The sequence below is a fragment of the Microbispora sp. NBRC 16548 genome (assembly GCF_030268985.1).
In the GTDB taxonomy this organism is placed as follows: domain Bacteria; phylum Actinomycetota; class Actinomycetes; order Streptosporangiales; family Streptosporangiaceae; genus Microbispora; species Microbispora catharanthi.
In genome coordinates this window covers 90,805-107,395 of record NZ_BSSF01000014.1, presented here as the reverse complement: position 1 = coordinate 107,395, position 16,591 = coordinate 90,805, and the positions used below count along the sequence as shown (strand labels likewise).

The 16,591-nt window shown below is 72.1% G+C and carries 17 protein-coding genes; 13 read left to right on the top strand and 4 right to left on the bottom strand.

What is annotated here, in order from left to right:
* Positions 1 to 21: 21 nt before the first annotated feature.
* From QSK36_RS32615 to QSK36_RS32605, 3 genes are all read right to left on the bottom strand, one after another.
* The gene (locus QSK36_RS32615) at positions 22 to 444 is read right to left on the bottom strand and encodes an SRPBCC family protein (protein ID WP_285785026.1); all 423 of its coding nucleotides are present in this window, start codon (positions 442 to 444) and stop codon (positions 22 to 24) included.
* A gap of 75 nt (positions 445 to 519) precedes the next feature.
* The gene (locus QSK36_RS32610; protein WP_285785025.1) at positions 520 to 1,701 is read right to left on the bottom strand and encodes an acyl-CoA dehydrogenase family protein; all 1,182 of its coding nucleotides are present in this window, start codon (positions 1,699 to 1,701) and stop codon (positions 520 to 522) included.
* A gap of 38 nt (positions 1,702 to 1,739) precedes the next feature.
* Positions 1,740 to 2,330, bottom strand: a complete 591-nt coding sequence (locus tag QSK36_RS32605) for a class I SAM-dependent methyltransferase (protein WP_139577963.1) — start codon at positions 2,328 to 2,330, stop codon at positions 1,740 to 1,742.
* Between the two features lie 172 nt (positions 2,331 to 2,502).
* Between QSK36_RS32605 and QSK36_RS32600 the strand changes: the two genes are divergently transcribed.
* The 13 genes from QSK36_RS32600 to QSK36_RS32540 all read left to right on the top strand — a co-directional run bounded on the left by QSK36_RS32600 (position 2,503) and on the right by QSK36_RS32540 (position 15,742).
* Entirely contained in the window at positions 2,503 to 4,215 is a 1,713-nt protein-coding gene (locus tag QSK36_RS32600; RefSeq protein ID WP_285785024.1) for an ATP-binding protein, read from the top strand.
* Positions 4,212 to 4,910: a response regulator gene (locus QSK36_RS32595; protein ID WP_183532678.1), complete on the top strand. Its 699-nt coding sequence runs from the start codon at positions 4,212 to 4,214 to the stop codon at positions 4,908 to 4,910. The genes QSK36_RS32600 and QSK36_RS32595 overlap by 4 nt, the downstream gene beginning before the upstream one ends.
* 283 nt (positions 4,911 to 5,193) lie before the next feature.
* Positions 5,194 to 5,346, top strand: a complete 153-nt coding sequence (locus QSK36_RS32590; RefSeq protein ID WP_182902284.1) for a putative ATP-grasp target RiPP — start codon at positions 5,194 to 5,196, stop codon at positions 5,344 to 5,346.
* Between the two features lie 82 nt (positions 5,347 to 5,428).
* Positions 5,429 to 6,445: an MvdC/MvdD family ATP grasp protein gene (locus QSK36_RS32585; protein ID WP_285785023.1), complete on the top strand. Its 1,017-nt coding sequence runs from the start codon at positions 5,429 to 5,431 to the stop codon at positions 6,443 to 6,445.
* Positions 6,426 to 7,397, top strand: coding sequence for a TIGR04500 family putative peptide maturation system protein (locus tag QSK36_RS32580; protein WP_285785022.1), 972 nt, complete (start codon positions 6,426 to 6,428; stop codon positions 7,395 to 7,397). Before QSK36_RS32585 ends, QSK36_RS32580 begins: the two co-directional genes overlap by 20 nt.
* Positions 7,394 to 7,570 carry a hypothetical protein gene (locus tag QSK36_RS32575; RefSeq protein ID WP_225897504.1) on the top strand — a complete coding sequence of 59 codons (177 nt, stop codon included), beginning with the start codon at positions 7,394 to 7,396 and terminating at the stop codon, positions 7,568 to 7,570. The genes QSK36_RS32580 and QSK36_RS32575 overlap by 4 nt, the downstream gene beginning before the upstream one ends.
* The gene (locus tag QSK36_RS32570; RefSeq protein ID WP_285785021.1) at positions 7,567 to 9,765 is read left to right on the top strand and encodes a peptidase domain-containing ABC transporter; all 2,199 of its coding nucleotides are present in this window, start codon (positions 7,567 to 7,569) and stop codon (positions 9,763 to 9,765) included. The genes QSK36_RS32575 and QSK36_RS32570 overlap by 4 nt, the downstream gene beginning before the upstream one ends.
* 10 nt (positions 9,766 to 9,775) lie before the next feature.
* Positions 9,776 to 10,342: a cardiolipin synthase ClsA gene (gene clsA, locus QSK36_RS32565; protein WP_079313915.1), complete on the top strand. Its 567-nt coding sequence runs from the start codon at positions 9,776 to 9,778 to the stop codon at positions 10,340 to 10,342.
* Positions 10,343 to 10,345: 3 nt separating this feature from the next.
* Positions 10,346 to 12,850 (top strand): mannose-1-phosphate guanyltransferase, encoded by a 2,505-nt coding sequence (locus QSK36_RS32560; RefSeq protein WP_285785020.1) that lies wholly within the window; start codon positions 10,346 to 10,348, stop codon positions 12,848 to 12,850.
* A gap of 392 nt (positions 12,851 to 13,242) precedes the next feature.
* On the top strand, positions 13,243 to 13,746 hold the full coding sequence (locus QSK36_RS32555) for an FHA domain-containing protein (protein WP_079313913.1): 504 nt from the start codon (positions 13,243 to 13,245) through the stop codon (positions 13,744 to 13,746).
* 19 nt (positions 13,747 to 13,765) lie between these two features.
* A complete protein-coding gene (gene ftsR / locus QSK36_RS32550; protein WP_182902290.1) occupies positions 13,766 to 14,422 on the top strand; it encodes a transcriptional regulator FtsR in 657 nt (218 codons plus the stop codon).
* A gap of 76 nt (positions 14,423 to 14,498) precedes the next feature.
* Positions 14,499 to 14,969, top strand: coding sequence for a bifunctional nuclease family protein (locus tag QSK36_RS32545; protein WP_139577972.1), 471 nt, complete (start codon positions 14,499 to 14,501; stop codon positions 14,967 to 14,969).
* A gap of 155 nt (positions 14,970 to 15,124) precedes the next feature.
* Entirely contained in the window at positions 15,125 to 15,742 is a 618-nt protein-coding gene (locus QSK36_RS32540) for a MerR family transcriptional regulator (RefSeq protein ID WP_240809230.1), read from the top strand.
* A gap of 67 nt (positions 15,743 to 15,809) precedes the next feature.
* Here the strand turns inward: QSK36_RS32540 and QSK36_RS32535 are convergent, their stop codons facing one another.
* Entirely contained in the window at positions 15,810 to 16,529 is a 720-nt protein-coding gene (locus tag QSK36_RS32535; protein WP_285785019.1) for a hypothetical protein, read from the bottom strand.
* Positions 16,530 to 16,591 lie beyond the last annotated feature (62 nt).

The window sequence follows — 16,591 nt, the reverse complement described above, 5'->3', positions numbered from 1 at the left end:
GCGAGGAGCGGCGGACACGACTCAGCTGAAGCGCTTGCGGAGCGACTCCAGGCCGGGGACGAAGACGCCCCGGGTGAGGATCTTGGCGATCTTCTCCGGGTCGTCGGCCTCGTAGCTCGCGTACCACTCCACGAACGCCTGCCCGGAGTCGGTCACCGGGGCGACCCGGCACGTCGCGCGGTAGTCGCGCATCGGCAGCGGGGACTCGAGGGTGGCGTACGTCAGCGTGCGCTCCTCGTCCTCAAGGGTCAGCAGTTGCTCGCGGAACACCCCGCCCGCCCCCTCGACCCGCCGCACGACCCCCGGGGCGAGCGGTTCGCCGTCCTCGATCTCACAGGTGGACACGCCAGGCAGCCACTCGTGGAGGTTGCCGAACTCGCGCAGATATGCCCAGACGTCCCCGGCGTCCGCGCTGATCACCGTGCTGGCGTACGGACCGCGCATGTGTGACTCCTTCCGCTGCCTCAAGTAAGTGCCCCGCAGTGGCGGCGCGCAAGCGGCCGGAAGTGATCGGAGCGGTCAGAAGCTCCTGGGCAGGCCGAGCACCTGGGTGGCCAGGTAGTTGAGCAGCAGTTCCTCGGTCACCGGCGCGATCCGGCCGATCCTGGCGTCGGCCAGCAGTCGTGCGACGGGGTACTCCAGCGAGTACGCCATGCCCCCGTGGGTCTGGAACGCGGCGTCGGCGGCCTCCCACGCGGCCTGCGAGGCCGTCAGCTTGGCGATGTTGGCCTCCGTGCCGCAGGGCAGGCGGTTGTCGAACGACCAGGCCGCCTTGTGCAGCATCAGCCTGGCCAGCTCGATCTTGGCCTTGACCTGCGCCAGCGGGAACGCGATGGCCTGGTTGGCCCCGATGGGCCGGCCGAAGACCTCTCGCTGCTTCGCGTAGTCCACGCCCACCCGCAGCGCCACCTCGGCTCCGCCGAGGGCGCTGGCCGCCAGCAGGATCCGCTCGGGGTTCAGCACGTCCCACAGCACGGCCGCCCCCCGGTCCACCTCGCCGAGCACGCTGGAGGCGGGCAGCCGCAGGTCGTCGATGAAGACCATGTTGGACGGCGTGGTGTTCGCGCCCATCTTGGGGATCGGCCGGTAGGACAGCCGCCCCGCCGCCACGGCCTCCGGCACGTTCACCAGGAACACCGTCAGCCCGTCGCTGCGCGGCCTGGCCTGCGCCGCCGGGATCGTCCGGGTGACGAGCAGCATCCAGGCGGCCCGCTGGACCCCGGTGATCCAGATCTTCTGGCCGTCGACGACGAAGTCGTCGCCGTCCCTGCGGGCGAAGGTCGAGATCGCCAGGGAGTTGGACCCGGCGTCGGGCTCGGTCAGCGCGAAGCACGTCTCGATCTCTCCGGTGGCCAGCTTCGGCAGCAGCGCGGCCTTCTGCTCGGCCGAGCCGTGCCTGGCCAGCGTGAGCGCCCCGAACCCCGGCGTCAGCACGTACATGAACGCCGAACCGCCGGCGGAGCCGGAGGCCGACAGGGTCTCGGTGGCCACGGCCAGCTCCAGCAGGCCCTGTCCGGCTCCGCCGTACTCCTCGGGCACGGCCAGGCCGAGCCAGCCGCCCTTGGCGAGCTCGGCCCACACCTCCTCGGGCCAGCGCTTGTCCGATTCGCAGCGCTGCCAGTAGTCCATGTCGTACCGCGAGCAGATGTCCGCGATGCCCCGACGCACCGCCTGCGCGCTCTCCGGCAGCGTGAAGTCCATGCCCGCCACTCTAGAACGCCATTCGGCGGGCTGCGAGATCACCGGCGGGGCCGGCGCGCGTGGTAGACGAAGGCGGGCGGCAGGTTCCGCCACACCGTGCGTCCGGCCACCACCTCCTCGAACGCCTCGCCCAGCCTGCGGCGGAACCGCAGGGCCGCGGGCAGGGCGCGGGCGTGGACGTAGGAGAACGTCGTGAACGCGCCTCCCGGCGCGAGCGAGGCGACCACGGCCCGCAGCAGGTCCGCCTGGTGGGCGGGGGGAAACGCCGCCCAGGGCAGCCCGCTCACGATCACGTCGGCGGCGGCCACGCCCCGGCCGGCGAGGAGCTCGGGCAGCCGCGCGGCGTTGTCGACCACGAGCTCCACCCCCGGGTAGCGGGCGCCGAGGTGGCCGGCCAGCCGCGCATTGATCTCGACCGCCAGGTGCCGCCCCCGCCCGCCGATGCGGCGCTGGATCTCGGCGGTGAAGGGGCCGGTGCCCGGCCCCAGCTCGACCACGACGGGGTCGCCGCGCTCCGGCACCGGCACGCACACCGCCTCCGACAACCGCCGTGAGCTGGGCGCGACCGCCCCGGTCACGGCGGGGGAGCGCAGGAACTGCCCGAAGAAGACCGCTGTTTCGTTCGCCATGCGGCGACGCTAGGGCCGCGCGACCGCCCGGGTCGCCCGCCGTTCGGGCCGACCTGGTGGCCAGGTGGATCACCGCGTGCGGCCCTTCGGCGGACGGAAGCGGCCAGAAGGAGGAGAAGCGTCCTCCCAACGGAGGACCGGCCTCCGCGCGGGCGGGCGGTAGCGTTCCCTCATGCGGTGGCCCTCGACGCGCCGGCTCGTCCCGCAGCGTCCCCTCAGCGGCAGGCCCTTCGCGCTCACGCGCGGCACGGCACTCGACATCGGCCTGGCGGGGGGCGGGACCGGGCTGGACATGCTCGTCAGCGCCGGCTCCTGGAGTTCCTCCGGGGGAGCGGGCGGCGGGAGCGGCCCGGCCCCGGTGTGGGTGGGGATGGGCTTCGCCCTGCTGGCCGGGCTGCCGATGGGCCTGCTGCGCCGATGGCCCGGCCCTGTGGCCGTCTACCTGTCCGTGCTGCTGGTGGTGTGCGACCAGCTCGGCGCGTTCACCGTCAACACCCTGCAGGTCCTGCTGCCGATCTCGGTGGGCGTGCTGGCCAGGTCGCGCGGCTGGGGCTGGACGGCGCCGGCCGCCGTGCTCGCCTCCGCCGCGACCGCCGTGAACCTCGCCGACCCCGGCATCGCCCTCACGAGCAACACCTGGTTCTACTCCGTCGGGCTGATCGCGGCCCCGGTGCTGATCGGCCGCTACCTGCGCGGTCAGGAGGGGCGCCGCAGGGAGGACCCCGCGCCGCTGCTCGACCTGCTGCTCGCCGGCGGCGGGGTGGCGCTGTCGGTGCTGACCACCTGGCCGTACTGGCACGGCGGCGCGCCACCCGTGTGGGCGGTCGCGCTCGGGGTGATGCTCGCGGGGCTCGCGCTGGGCGTCGTGCGGCACCTGCCCGGCGCGGTGCTGCTGCTGGAGAGCCTCGCGCTGGTCGTGGCCGACCAGTACGTCCCGAGGGCCGGCAACAGCCTGCAACTGCTCGCCCTGGTGGCCCTCGGCGTGTTCGCGACCCGCGCCGCCTGGTCCTGGGTCGCCGCGGCGTACGCCCTGACCTGCTCGGTCGCCGCGATCGTGGTCGTGGACGACCTCGCCGACATCACCCCGTTCCGGGTGGTGGCGCTGATGACGATGGTGACCGCGCCCGTGGCGATCGGCCGGTACGTCGGCGTGCGGCAGGCCCAGGCCAGGCACGCCGCCGAACTGGCCGTTGAGCGGGACAGGGCCGGCCGGCTCGCCGAGCGGGAGCGGATCGCCCGCGAGGTCCACGACATCGTGGCCCACCATGTGGGGGCGATGGTGCTGCGCGCGAGCGCGGCGCAGTACGCGGGAGCCGGCGGCCCGGCCGCCGAGGCGCTGGCCGACATCAGGGACACCGGCCACCGCGTCCTGGAGGACCTGCGCGGCCTGCTGGCCGTGCTGCGCGACCCGGACGAGGCACTGGGCTCCGACCTCATGCTCGCGAACATGCTGGCCGACCCCGGCGACGTGCTGCGCGACGCCGTGTCCCGGATGTCGGCGGCCGGCCTGCGCGTGGACCTGCGTCTCGCGCCCGAAGTCGAACGGGCCCCGCTGGTGGTGCGGGCGTCGGCGGCGAGGATCGTCCAGGAGGGGCTGACGAACGTGCTCAAGCACGCCGGGCCGGGGGCCCGGGCGGAGGTCGATGTGGCGATGCGCCCGGACGCGCTCACGGTCGAGGTGCGCAACGGCCCCGGCACGTCCCGTCCCCCGGACGTGCTGCCGTCCCACGGCCAGGGCATCGCGGGCATGCGGGAGCGGGCCCGCGCCTTCGGCGGGCACGTCACCGCGGGCCCGGCCGAGGGCGGCGGCTGGCGGCTGGCCGCCTCGCTGCCGGTGCCGCGTGAGGACCGGCTGGACTGCCGCATGGCGGGGAGGTTCGCGTGATCCGCGTCGTGGTCGCCGACGACCAGGCCCTGGTGCGGGCGGGCGTCCGGATGATGCTGGAGGCGGCCGGCGACATGGAGGTGTGCGGGGAGGCCGCCGACGGGGCCGAGGCCGTACGGCTGGCCGAGCGGCACCGTCCCGACGTGGTGCTGATGGACCTGCGGATGCCGCGCGTCGACGGACTGGAGGCCACCCGCAGGATCCTCGCCGCCCAGCCGTCCGCCCGGATCGTCGTGCTCACCACGTTCTCCGAGGACGAGAACCTCTACGCCGCGCTGGGGGCGGGCGCGCTCGGGTTCCTGGTCAAGGACGACCCGCCGGCCCGGATGGTCGAGTCGGTACGGCGGGCCGCGACGGGGGAGCCTCCGCTCGCGCCGTCGGTGCTGCGGCGCGTCGTCGAACGGGCCCTGGCGGCCGAGCGGCAGGCGGTGCCGCTTCCGCCGGGCCTCACCGGGCGCGAGGCGCAGGTGCTCACCCTGGTCGGGGTCGGCCTGTCCAACGCCGAGATCGCCGACCGGCTGCACGTGGGGGTCACGACGGTCAAGAGCCATGTCGCCGCGCTCATCGACAAGCTGGGGCTGCGCAACCGCACCCAGGCGGCGGTGATGGCGCACCGGTTCGGCCTGGTCGACACCGGGTTCACCCCCGTGGCTCCTGCCGGGAGCGACCGGGAGAGCGGCGTCTCCGGCTCCTGACCGTGACGCCGGCCGCCGTCGTCCTGCTCGGCGCCTGCCACGGGATCAACCGGGGGCGGTGCCCGCCGGGTTCGTGCTGTGGCACCTGCTCGCCCGGCGGCGCCTCCGCCGAATGCCCTCGTCCGTGCGGCCTGGGCACCCCGACCATAAGCGACCGTTCAGCCGATGCCTAGATCGTCCAAAGTGGACACCAAGAAGGCCCTCCTAGCGTCTGTGTCCGGCGCCCGACCGGGTGCCCTCACATCAGGAACCGCGCCGTCCCCGGACGGCTGGAGGGATCACAATGCCCAAGATCAGAATCGACGACATCGCGGCGGCCGGGCCGGAGCTCGACGAGGGAGACCTCCGTCTCGTCAACGGCGGCCGGAAGTTCGAGTGGTCGAGCCACGTCATCACCCCGGACGGCAGCGTCGACGCCAAGGACCTCGACTTCTGAGCGACCGCTTCTGAGTGACCGCGCGGGGCGCCCTTCCGGCGCCCCGCGCCCGATCAGGAAGCCAGACCAGGAAGAACCAGAGATGTCCGGCGAGATACTCATCCTCACGATCGACGGAGACCTCCATGCGGAGCACGTGGCCCGTCTGCTGGCCGCGCGGGGGGCGAAAGCGGTCGTCTTCGACCCGGCCGACTATCCGGTCCGCGCGGTGCTCGACGCGGTTTACCACCGTGACGGGCGGGTGCGGCGGCGGCTGCGCACGGAGACGGCGGACGTCGATCTCGACCGTCTGACGGCGGTGTGGTTCCGCCGTCCCCAGGCTCCCGTCGCGCATCCCGAGATCGCCGACCCGGCCGCACGTGCCCACATCGAGCAGGAGTGCGCGATGTTCGCCGGGGACCTGTGGGAGCAGCTCGACTGCCGCATGGTCCCCGCGCCCAGGGAACGGGTGAGGCTGGCCCAGCGCAAGTCGTCACAGCTGGTCCTGGCCGGTCGTCTCGGATTCGAGCTGCCGGACACGCTGATCACCAACGACCCCGACGAGTTCCTGGACTTCTACAGCCGGCACCAGGGCCGCATCATCACCAAGCCCCTGGGCGCTCCGGCGGGGCCCCGCGCCGACGGGGAGGGCGTGGCCCGGATGTCGGAACCGGTGTCCACGCGGGACGTGGCGTACGCGGACGCGATCAGGTTCGGCCCTGTCGTCATCCAGGAGTACGTGCCCAAGCGGGTCGAGCTGCGGGTGACCGTCGTGGGGCGGGCCGTCTTCGCGGCGGAGATCCACTCGCAGGAGAGCAATCACACGAGGCTCGACTGGCGCCGCTACGACCCGGGCAGCACCCGCCACGAGGTGCACGAGCTGCCGCCGGAGGTGGCCGAGCGCTGCGTGCGGATCGTGCGGCGGCTCGGCCTGCGCTACGGAGCGATCGATCTCATCCTGACCCCCGACGGGCATTACGTCTTCCTCGAAGTCAACCCCAGTGGCCAGTGGCTCTGGATCGAGAAGGCCACGGGCCTGCCGATCGGCGCGGCCCTGTGTGATCTGTTGATGTACGGCACGGTCGGAGAGGAGACCGCGCATGTTGCCGGACGCCCTTGAAACCCTCCGCGGCCTGGACGGCGTCGACCCGTCCGAGGCCCGGGAGCGCCTGCGGGAGTTGCGGGAGCGCCATCCCGGCGTGCGCTTCCGGCTGCTGTGGCAGCGGGAGGACTACGACGACTCGCTCCACTACGACCTTCTGATCAAACGGCCGGGGGAGGGGACGGTGTCGCTGTCCTGGTGCCCCGACCGCGCCCTGCCCTGGCCTCTGCGAGGTGTGCAGCGGGCCGGCGAGATGCTGCTGCTGCGGATCGACGGAGTCGGGGTCAAGGTGGTCGACGCGGTCGCCTGGCTCGACTTCCTGTGGGACGAGGCCCGGCTGGTGGACCGGATCATCGCCGCCGCCCTCGTCCAGGCCGAGATGGAGGAGGCGCCGGTCGAGCTCTCCGACCACGAGATCCAGGAGGCGGTGGACGCGTTCCGGCGCGCCCGGGGACTGCTCACCGCGGAACGGACGCGCGAGTGGATGGACCGCCGCTCCCTCACCGTGGTGGACCTCCAGGAGTTGGTCGCGGGGGAGGTGGCCGCCGCCCGCGTCCGCGAGCGGGTGACGGCCGGACGGGTCGAGCCGTACTTCGAGGAGCACCGGGAGGAGTTCGGCACGGCCCGGGTCGCCCGCCTCACCTTCCCCGACTCCGAGGCGGCCCGGCGCGCGGCGGCGGAGATCGACGCCGGAGCCGGCTTCTTCGCGCTGGCGGAGCGGACGCGCGGCGCCCGGCTGGTCGTCGAGGACGTGCCCGCGGCCGAGACGGGCACCGCCCGCCCCGGCGACGTCGTCTCGCCCGCCCCGGACGTCCTGCTCAAGGTGATCTCCGTAGCCGGCGCCGAGCTCGACGCGGACACGCGCCGCCGCGTCGAACGGCGGGTCTTCGACCTGTGGATCGATGAACGCCGCCGGGCCGCGAAGATCGAATGGTTCTGGGGAACCACGGCGCGGACCGGCACGCTGTGAACAGGCAGATCTTCCGCGCCGAGGCGCTGCGCCGCCATGCCGCCCCGCCGTCCGCCCCAGCCGCTGTCAAGGAGGTCGGCAACCGTACGCTCGTCCTGCTCTGGTGCGCGGTCGCGGTGCTCACCTCGGGGCTGGCCGTTCTCGTCGCTCTGGTCCTGAGGGGTGGCGGGTGAGACGGGTCCCGGTCTTTCTGCAGAACTCGGCGACCGAGTGCGGCGCGGCCTGCCTGGCCGTGATCCTGTCCTTCCACGGCCACCGCACCACCGTGCAGGAGGTCACCGACCACCTCCAAGTGGGCAGGGACGGCCTGAGCGCGCTGGCCATCGTCCGCGCCGCGCGGGAGTTCGGCCTGAACGCCAAGGCGTTCTCGCTGGAGCCGGCCGACCTCGGGCGGGTGCCCATGCCCGCGATCGTCCACTGGGAGTTCCAGCACTTCGTGGTGGTGGAGCGGTGGACGCCCGATCACGTGGACATCGTGGACCCCGGCCAGGGACGCAGGCGGCTCACGCCCGCCGAGTTCGACGCCGGCTTCACCGGCGTGCTGCTGGCGTTCGAGCCGGAGCCGGGGTTTCGCCGCGTGCGGTCCGGCGCCGCGCGGGCGTGGCGGCGCGACTTCCTGCGCGCCCTGGTGTTCCGCAGGAAGGGCCTGCTCGCTCAGGTGGTCGCGGCCTCGGTGCTGCTCCAGGTGCTCGGCCTTGGGCTCGCGACGGCGTTCCAGATCGTCGTCGACCGGATCCTCCCGCGCGGAAACTCCGGGCTTCTCTCGCTCCTCGGCGTGGCCGTGCTGGTCGCCGTGGTCACCCAGTTCGCGGTGAGCTACCTGCGTTCGGTGCTGCTCGTCGCGCTCCGCTCGCGCACCGACGGCGAGGTGACGCGGAACCTGGTGTCGCACCTTGTCGCGCTGCCGTACCGGTACTTCGCGGTGCGCGGCAAGGGAGACCTGGTGAACCGATCGAACAGCGTCATCGCCCTGCGCGAGACGCTGACCGGGCAGATTCTCTCGTCGCTGCTCGACGGGCCGCTCGCCCTGGTCTACCTGCTGCTCGTCTTCGCCCGGGACCCGGTCTTCGGCGGCTTCCTCGCGCTGCTCGCCGCGGGGCAGGCCGCCCTCCTGCTCGGCACCGCCCGCCGGGTGGGCGACCTGACCAGGCGCGAGCTGGCCGCTCTCGCCGTCACGCAGGGCCGGCTGATGGAGGCCGTCGGCGGCATCGAGACGCTCAAGGCGTCCGGGGCCGAGCCGCGGGCGATGCAGCGCTGGTCGGACCTGTTCGCCCGGCAACTCGACGCCGACGTGCGGGGAGGGCTCGTCCGGGGGCTCATCGAGGCGGTGCTCGGGGCGGTGCGCTACCTCGCGCCGCTGGGGCTGCTGTGGGTCGGCGCGTGGCGGGTGCTCGACGGGTCGATGAGCCTCGGGACGCTGCTCGCGCTGAACGCCCTGGCCACCGCCGCGCTCACCCCGATCGGCTCGCTGATGACCAGCCTGCGCAGCCTTCAGCAGGCCGGGGCGCACTTCGACCGGCTGTCGGACATCCTCGCCTCCGAGCCCGAGCCGTCCACGGGGATCGAGGTGCTGCGGCTGCGCGGTGGCATCGAGCTGCGCGGGGTGGGTTTCCGCCACGACCCGCGCGGCCCGTGGACGCTGCGCGACGTCTCACTGGTCGTACGGCCGGGGCAGAAGGTCGCGCTGGTCGGCCCCTCGGGGTCGGGCAAGAGCACGCTCGCCCGCCTCCTGCTCGCCCTGTACCAGCCGACGGCCGGGGAGATCCGATACGACGGCGTTCCCGCGGCCGAGCTCAACCCGCGATCGCTGCGCCGCCAGTTCGGCGTGGTCACCCAGGAGCCGTCGCTGTTCACCGGGACGATCCGGGAGAACATCGCGCTCAACTTCCCCGAGGCCGGCATGGACCGGATCGCCGAGGCGGCCCGGCTCGCGGCCCTGCACGACGAGATCATGGCGATGCCGATGGGCTACGAGACGATCCTGGTCGAGGGCGGCGGCCTGTCGGGCGGACAGCGCCAGCGCCTCGCCCTGGCCCGCGCGCTGCTGCCCCGACCCAAGGTGCTGCTGCTCGACGAGGCGACCAGCAACCTGGACAGCGCGACCGAGGCCGACATCGAGGCGCGGCTGTCCCGCCTGACGCAGACCCGCATCGTGATCGCGCACCGGCTGAGCACGGTGCGGGACGCCGACCTGATCCTGGTCGTCGAGCGGGGCATGGTGGTGGAGCGGGGCACCCACGAGGAGCTGCTGGCCCTGGGCGGGCGCTACACCCGGCTCGTCGCCGCGCAAACGGCCTCCGCCCAGGCCGGCACCCGGAGGCGAACCCCCGTGGCTCCTGCCCGGATCGACAGGGAGAGCGGCATGTAGGGTCTGGGGCGTGAACGCTGCCGAGGACCGGATCTGGACGGTGCCCAACCTGCTGAGCGCCCTGCGGCTGCTCGGCGTCCCCGTCTTCCTCTGGCTCGTGCTGGGTCCCCACGCCGACGGGTGGGCCATCGCGCTGCTGGCGCTCGCCGGCTTCAGCGACTGGCTCGACGGCAAGCTCGCCCGCGCCTGGAACCAGATCAGCAGGCTGGGCCGGCTCATCGACCCGCTCGCCGACCGGCTCTACATCCTCGCCACCCTGATCGGCCTGGTGCTGCGGGGCGCCGTCCCCTGGTGGCTGGCGCTCGCGGTGCCGCTGCGCGACGTGCTGCTGCTCTGGATGCCGCCCGTGCTGCGGCGGCACGGGTACGGCCCGGCGCTGCCCGTCCACTTCCTCGGCAAGGCCGGCACCGCCGCCCTGATGTACGCGTTCCCGCTGCTGTTCCTCGCCTCCCACGAGGGATGGTATGCCGAGATTGCCGCGATCTTCGGATGGGCCTTCGCCATCTGGGGAACTGGTCTGTATTGGTGGGCGGGGGTGTTGTATGTCGTACAGGTGCGCCAGCTAACGAAGGGGTGACCCGTGAAGGCCGTCGTCATGGCGGGCGGGGAGGGGACACGGCTGCGGCCGATGACCGCGAACCAGCCCAAGCCCCTGCTCCCCATCATCAACCGGCCGATCATGGAACACGTGCTCCGGCTGCTCAAGCGGCACGGGTTCACCGAGACCGTGGTGACCGTGCAGTTCCTGGCCGCGCTGATCCGCAACTACTTCGGCGACGGCGACGAGCTGGGCATGACCCTCCACTACGCCACCGAGGAGGTCCCCCTCGGGACGGCCGGCAGCGTGAAGAACGCCGCCGACAAGCTCCGCGACGACCGCTTCCTGGTCATCTCCGGCGACGCGCTCACCGACATCGACCTGACCGACATGCTCCGCTTCCACCGCGAGAACCGGGCGCTGGTCACCATCGGGCTCAAGCGCGTGCCCAACCCGCTGGAGTTCGGGATCATCATCGTGGACGACAGCGGCCGCATCCAGCGCTTCCTGGAGAAGCCCACCTGGGGCCAGGTGTTCTCCGACACGGTCAACACCGGCATCTACATCATGGAGCCGTCGGTCCTCGACGAGATCGCCCCCGGCCAGTCGGTCGACTGGTCGTCCGACATCTTCCCCGACATGCTCGCACGGGGCTGCCGGCTGTTCGGCTACGTGGCCGAGGGCTACTGGGAGGACGTCGGCACGCACGAGAGCTACCTCAAGGCCCAGGCCGACGTGCTGGAGGGCAAGGTCAAGGTCGACTTCGACGCGTTCGAGCTGGCCCCGGGCGTGTGGGCCGCCGAGGGCGCCTCGGTGGACCCCGAGGCCGTGCTCAAGGGCCCCCTCTACATCGGCGACTACGCCAAGGTCGAGGCCGGCGCCGAACTGCGGGAGTACACCGTGCTCGGCAGCAACGCCGTCGTCAAGGAGGGCGCCTTCCTCCACCGCGCCGTGGTCAGCGACAACGTGTACGTCGGCCCGGCCGCCCACCTGCGCGGCTGCGTGATCGGCAAGAACACCGACGTGATGACCGGCGCCAGGATCGAGGAGAACGCCGTCGTCGGCGACGAGTGCGTCATCGAGGCCGAGGCGTACGTCTCCTCCGGCGTGAAGATCTACCCGTTCAAGACGATCGAGGCGGGCACGGTCGTCAACACCAGCGTCATCTGGGAGTCGCGCGGCCAGCGCAGCCTGTTCGGCCCCCGCGGGGTCTCCGGGCTGGTCAACGTCGAGATCACCCCGGAGCTGTGCGTACGGCTGGCCAGCGCGTACGCCACGACGCTGCGCAAGGGCGACACGGTCGTCACCTCCCGCGACGCCTCGCGCGCGGCACGGGCGCTCAAGCGGGCGGTGATCAGCGCGCTGAACTCCAGCGCGATCAACGTGGTCGACCTGGAGGCCGCCGCCCTGCCGGTCGCCAGGTTCAACACCTCGCGGGAGAACGTCCGGGGCGGCATCGCCCTGCGCACCACGGCGGGCGACCCCCAGAGCGTCGACATCGTGTTCATGGACGAGACGGGGGCCGACCTGTCCCAGGCGGCCCAGCGCAAGCTGGAGCGGGTCTTCTCCCGGCAGGAGTACCGGCGCGCCTTCCCCGGCGAGATCGCCGAGCTGACCTTCCCCGCGCGGGCCGTCGACACCTACGCACGGGAGCTGCTGGCCTGCATCGACATGTCCGGGGTGAAGGACACCGAGATGAAGGTCGTGGTCGACTGCGCGGGCGGCACCTCCTCGCTCGTGCTGCCGAGCCTGCTGGGCCGGGCCGGGGTCGACGTGCTCACCGTGAACAACCGCCTCGACGACGGCTCGCCGACCGAGACGCTCGCCGAGCGCCGCCGCGATCTGCAGCGCCTGGCGGAGCTGGTGGCCTCGGCACGGGCCGCCTTCGGCGTACGGTTCGACCCGGTGGCGGAGCGGGTCTCCCTGGTGGACGAGATGGGCCAGCTGATCAGCGAGGAGCGGGCGCTGCTCGTCGTGCTCGACCTGGTGGCGGCCGAGCGCCGGGGCGGCCGGGTGGCCCTGCCGGTCACCACGACCCGGGTGGCGGAGATGGTGTGCCGCTTCCACGGCGTGCAGGTCGACTGGACGGCCACGAGCCTCGACACGCTGACGCGGGCGGCCCGGCACCCCGACACGATCTTCGCCGGCGACGGGAAGGGCGGCTTCATCGTCCCGGAGTTCGCGCCCACCGTGGACGGCCTGGCGGTGTTCCTGCGCCTGCTCGGCCTGGTCGCGCGCACCCGGCTCTCGCTCAGCCAGATCGACGCCCGCATCCCGGAGGCCAAGCTGCTCAAGCGGACCGTTCCCACGCCCTGGGCGCACAAGGGGGCCGTGATGCGCTCGGTCGTCGAGGCGGCCGAGGGCCACCGCCTGGACACCACCGACGGCGTCCGCGTCGTGGAGGACGACGGAAGCTGGGCCCTCGTCCTGCCCGACCCCGCCGAGGCCGTCACCCACCTGTGGGCGGAGGGCCACGACATGGACACCGCCCAGGCGCTCCTGGAGCACTGGGCCCACGTCGTCGAACAAGCCGCCGGCGCCCACTGACCCCCCAAGCAAGGTATGGCGCGAACCGTCCCGCGAGGGACCCGCGGCTACCCTCACGCGAGGATTACGGTGCGCAACCCTCACGCGAGGGGCGCGGCCGCGACTGGACTGAGGAGCGCCCGGAGCGAGGAACGAGCGAGGACGCGACGAGGGCTGTGCTCATGGCGCGCCTCCGGCATGACGACGCGGCCTGAAGGCGCCCCGAGCCGCCGCGCCGGAGGCGCGGCAATACAACACGTGTGGCGGGATGGACCTTGAACCTCCGCTGGCTGTAGCGTTGGTCAGTCCACGCCCAGCCGCGGTCTTGACCTTTGTGCCTGATCAGCGTAAGTTGCGGCATTCGCAGTTTGAGCCAGTCCTAGAGCAAGTCGTGAGAGAGGCCGAGCCGTTCGATGCCCAGCGTCTACTGCACGCAGTGCGGTCATGCCAACCCCGAGGATGCCCGTTTCTGTTCACGATGCGGTTCGCCGCTGAGCGCTCCGGCGCCCGTCGCAGCCGACACGACCTCGACGATCTCACTTGAGGCGCTTGAGGCGGAGACGGGCCAGACGCTTCTGCCGGACAGGGCCGCGGTCGAGCAGTTGCCGCCCGGCACGGCTCTGCTGGTGGTCATGCGGGGCCCGAACGCGGGGAGCCGTTTTCTGCTCGACAGCGACCTCACTACGGCGGGTCGCCACCCGGAAAGCGACATTTTCCTGGACGATGTGACGGTGTCCAGGAGGCACGTGGAGTTCTACCGGCGCGGCGGCCAGTTCACCGTGCGTGATGTGGGCAGCCTCAACGGCACCTACGTCAACCGGGAGCGCATCGAGGAGTCCCCGTTGCAGGGCGGCGACGAGGTGCAGATCGGCAAGTTCCGGCTGGTGTTCCTCACGCGTGGTCCCGGAGGGCTGTGATCGGTGAGGAGGAGGAGTCATGAGCGCGCAGGCCGTACGGGCGTTCATGAGCATCGGGGAGGTGCTCGCCCTGCTGCAGGGCGAGTTCCCGGACGTGACCGTCTCCAAGATCCGGTTTCTGGAGGGTGAGGGGCTGATCGAGCCCCAGCGGAGCCCGTCGGGGTACCGCAAGTTCACCTTCAACGACGTCGAGCGCCTGCGGTACATCCTGCGTGCGCAGCGTGACCAGTACCTGCCGCTCCGCGTGATCAAGGATCAGCTGGACGAGCAGGCGGCCCGTCCGCACGCCGTGTCCGACGGCGCCCCGCCCGTGCGTCTCAGCCGGGAGGAGCTCATCGAGGCCGCAGGCATCGACGAGGAGACCCTGGCCGAGATGGAGAGCTTCGGCCTGGTCGCCCCCGTGGCGCGCCGTTACGACGGCGAGGCGCTGGAAGTCGCGCGCAGCGTGGGGGCGCTGGCGCGGTTCGGCCTGCAGGCGCGGCACCTGAGGGCGATCCGCGCCGCGGTGGAGCGGGAGGCCGGTCTCATCGAGCAGGCGGTGGCCCCGCTGCTGCGGCGCAAGGCGCCGGGGGCGATCGCGGAGGCGGACGAGACCGCCCGGGAGATCTCCGGACTTCTCCAGGAACTTCACAATGCGTTACTGCGTGGGAGTGTTCGCGGCGTTCTGGGGCGGTGACCGGCACATCCGCACCTCCGTGGGTGTTACGTTGAACTTCTGGTGATATGCCGCGACGCTTGAGACGGAGCCGCCCGTGTTGCAGATGGAGGTCGTGGGGGTTCGCGTTGAGATGCCCACCAACCAGCCGATCGTTCTCCTGAAGGAGACGAGCGGTGATCGGTACCTGCCGATCTGGATAGGCATGACCGAGGCGACCGCTATCGCGTTGGCCCAGGCGGAGGAGCCGCCGCCCCGGCCGCTGACCCACGACTTGTTCCGTGACGTTCTTGAGGCCTTGGGGGTGCGGTTGCGCACCGTCAACATCGTCGCGCTCCGCGATGGAATCTTCTTCGCCGATCTGGTCTTCTCCAACGGCGTGGAGGTCAGCGCCCGTCCTTCGGACTCGATCGCGCTGGCGTTGCGTACGGGCGCGACGATCTACGCGAGTGAGGACGTGATCCAGGAGGCGGGCGTGAGCATGCCCGACGACCAGGAAGACGAAGTGGAAAAGTTTCGCGAGTTCCTGGACAAAATCACACCGGAAGACTTCGGCCGGGCGGGCTGACGTGCCGGACGATTTCGGGAGATTACGCTTCACGACGCGCCGGACGGGGTCGTTGACTGACGATGGCCCCGGTCCTACGGTGCAAGGGAAACCACGGTTGTAATTCACGAACCCCCAGATCAGACCGTGGGATGAGAGAAAGCCGGAGGTCCGCAGTGGCGGTCAGCAGCGGCGAGGGTAAGTCGGCCGGCCAGCACGACCCGGTTCGGCAGGCGGCGCGCGAGCGCGCCGGCGAACAGGGCCTGCTGTTCGACGAGCAGCCGACGGCGCTGCCCCAGGGCATCGGATACCGCGGGCCCACGGCGTGCGCGGCTGCCGGGATCACCTACCGGCAGCTCGACTACTGGGCCCGGACCGAACTGGTGCTCCCGACGATAAGGGCCGCCCAGGGATCCGGGTCCCAGCGACTGTACAGCTTCCGCGACATCCTCGTCCTGAAGGTCGTCAAACGTCTTCTGGACACGGGGGTCTCCCTCCAGCAGATACGCACCGCCGTGCGGCATCTGCGCGACCGCGGCGTCAACGACCTGGCCCAGATCACTTTGATGAGCGACGGCGTGAGCGTCTACGAGTGCACGAGCGCCGACGAGGTGATCGACCTGCTGCAGGGTGGCCAGGGCGTGTTCGGCATCGCGCTCGGGCGGGTGTGGCGGGAGGTCGAGGGATCGCTGGCCGAGCTTCCGGGCGAGCGCGCGGAGGCAGCTCCGGATGCGGAGGGGGACCATCCCTCGGATGAGCTGGCCCGCCGGAGAAAGGCCCGCAGGACCGGCTGAGCGGATGCCCCGGCGAGCGCTGGGCCGCGGCGGGCCGAGCGGAGGCCGGGGTCGTGCCCGGAAGTAGTCAGGCGCGTGTGGCGGTCCTGGCCGGAGGCAGGTCGAACTCGTCGTCGCGCATCCGCAGCAGGGCGACGGAGGCGCCGGCGAAGCCCACGGCCGCGGCCACAAGGCCGATGCCCGAGGCGACGTGTCCGGGCATGAACGGGTGCGTGAACCCGCCGGCCGCGAGGACGATGCCCATCCAGGCGGGCGCCGCGCCGCTGCGCCAGAGCGCGAGGCCGAGCAGCAGCAGGCCGACGACGATGCCCACGATGAACAGCAGGCCCGCCACCAGCTGTACGGGGTCGTCCTCGAGCGCGTTCTGAATCCTCGACGCGGTTGCCACGTCGAAGTGCCTCGTCGCCGTCAGGTACGCGAGGTCGTCGCCGCCGCGGATCAGGGGGAAGCCGGCCAGATCGCCGAGCAGCGCGAGGAGCGCCCCCGCCGTGGTGAGCATGGGAGCGCCGCGACGGGCCACCCAGGCCACCGCGAAGGTGGCCGGGATCAGCCCGACCAGGAACGGCAGGGCGAACCATCGGATCGCGCCCGCCGCCTGCTCGTGGGCCGCGTACGCCGCGACCGTGGCCTCGAACGACTCGCCGCCGTCCACGGGGCTCAGGATGTAGTGGATTCCCATGCCGAGTATGGGGAGCGGGGCGACGACGGCGAGCAGCACCCGCCAGAAGCCGCGCACGTCCCGGAGCGGTCTGCGGGCGGTGGCACGGGTGTCGGTGTCCGGCTGCATGGCGGTCCTCTCGAAAGGTCTGGTGGTCGTCCGGTCGGGTCCGACGGTGACGGCCGCACGCC

Excerpts from the sequence above, each read along its gene's own strand:
- QSK36_RS32615 (WP_285785026.1), bottom strand. The coding sequence starts at position 444 with ATGCGCGGTCCGTACGCCAGCACGGTGATCAGCGCGGACGCCGGGGAC.
- QSK36_RS32610 (WP_285785025.1), bottom strand. The coding sequence starts at position 1,701 with ATGGACTTCACGCTGCCGGAGAGCGCGCAGGCGGTGCGTCGGGGCATC.
- QSK36_RS32605 (WP_139577963.1), bottom strand. The coding sequence starts at position 2,330 with ATGGCGAACGAAACAGCGGTCTTCTTCGGGCAGTTCCTGCGCTCCCCC.
- QSK36_RS32600 (WP_285785024.1), top strand. The coding sequence starts at position 2,503 with ATGCGGTGGCCCTCGACGCGCCGGCTCGTCCCGCAGCGTCCCCTCAGC.
- QSK36_RS32590 (WP_182902284.1), top strand. The coding sequence starts at position 5,194 with ATGCCCAAGATCAGAATCGACGACATCGCGGCGGCCGGGCCGGAGCTC.
- QSK36_RS32585 (WP_285785023.1), top strand. The coding sequence starts at position 5,429 with ATGTCCGGCGAGATACTCATCCTCACGATCGACGGAGACCTCCATGCG.
- QSK36_RS32580 (WP_285785022.1), top strand. The coding sequence starts at position 6,426 with ATGTTGCCGGACGCCCTTGAAACCCTCCGCGGCCTGGACGGCGTCGAC.
- QSK36_RS32555 (WP_079313913.1), top strand. The coding sequence starts at position 13,243 with ATGCCCAGCGTCTACTGCACGCAGTGCGGTCATGCCAACCCCGAGGAT.
- ftsR (WP_182902290.1), top strand. The coding sequence starts at position 13,766 with ATGAGCGCGCAGGCCGTACGGGCGTTCATGAGCATCGGGGAGGTGCTC.
- QSK36_RS32535 (WP_285785019.1), bottom strand. The coding sequence starts at position 16,529 with ATGCAGCCGGACACCGACACCCGTGCCACCGCCCGCAGACCGCTCCGG.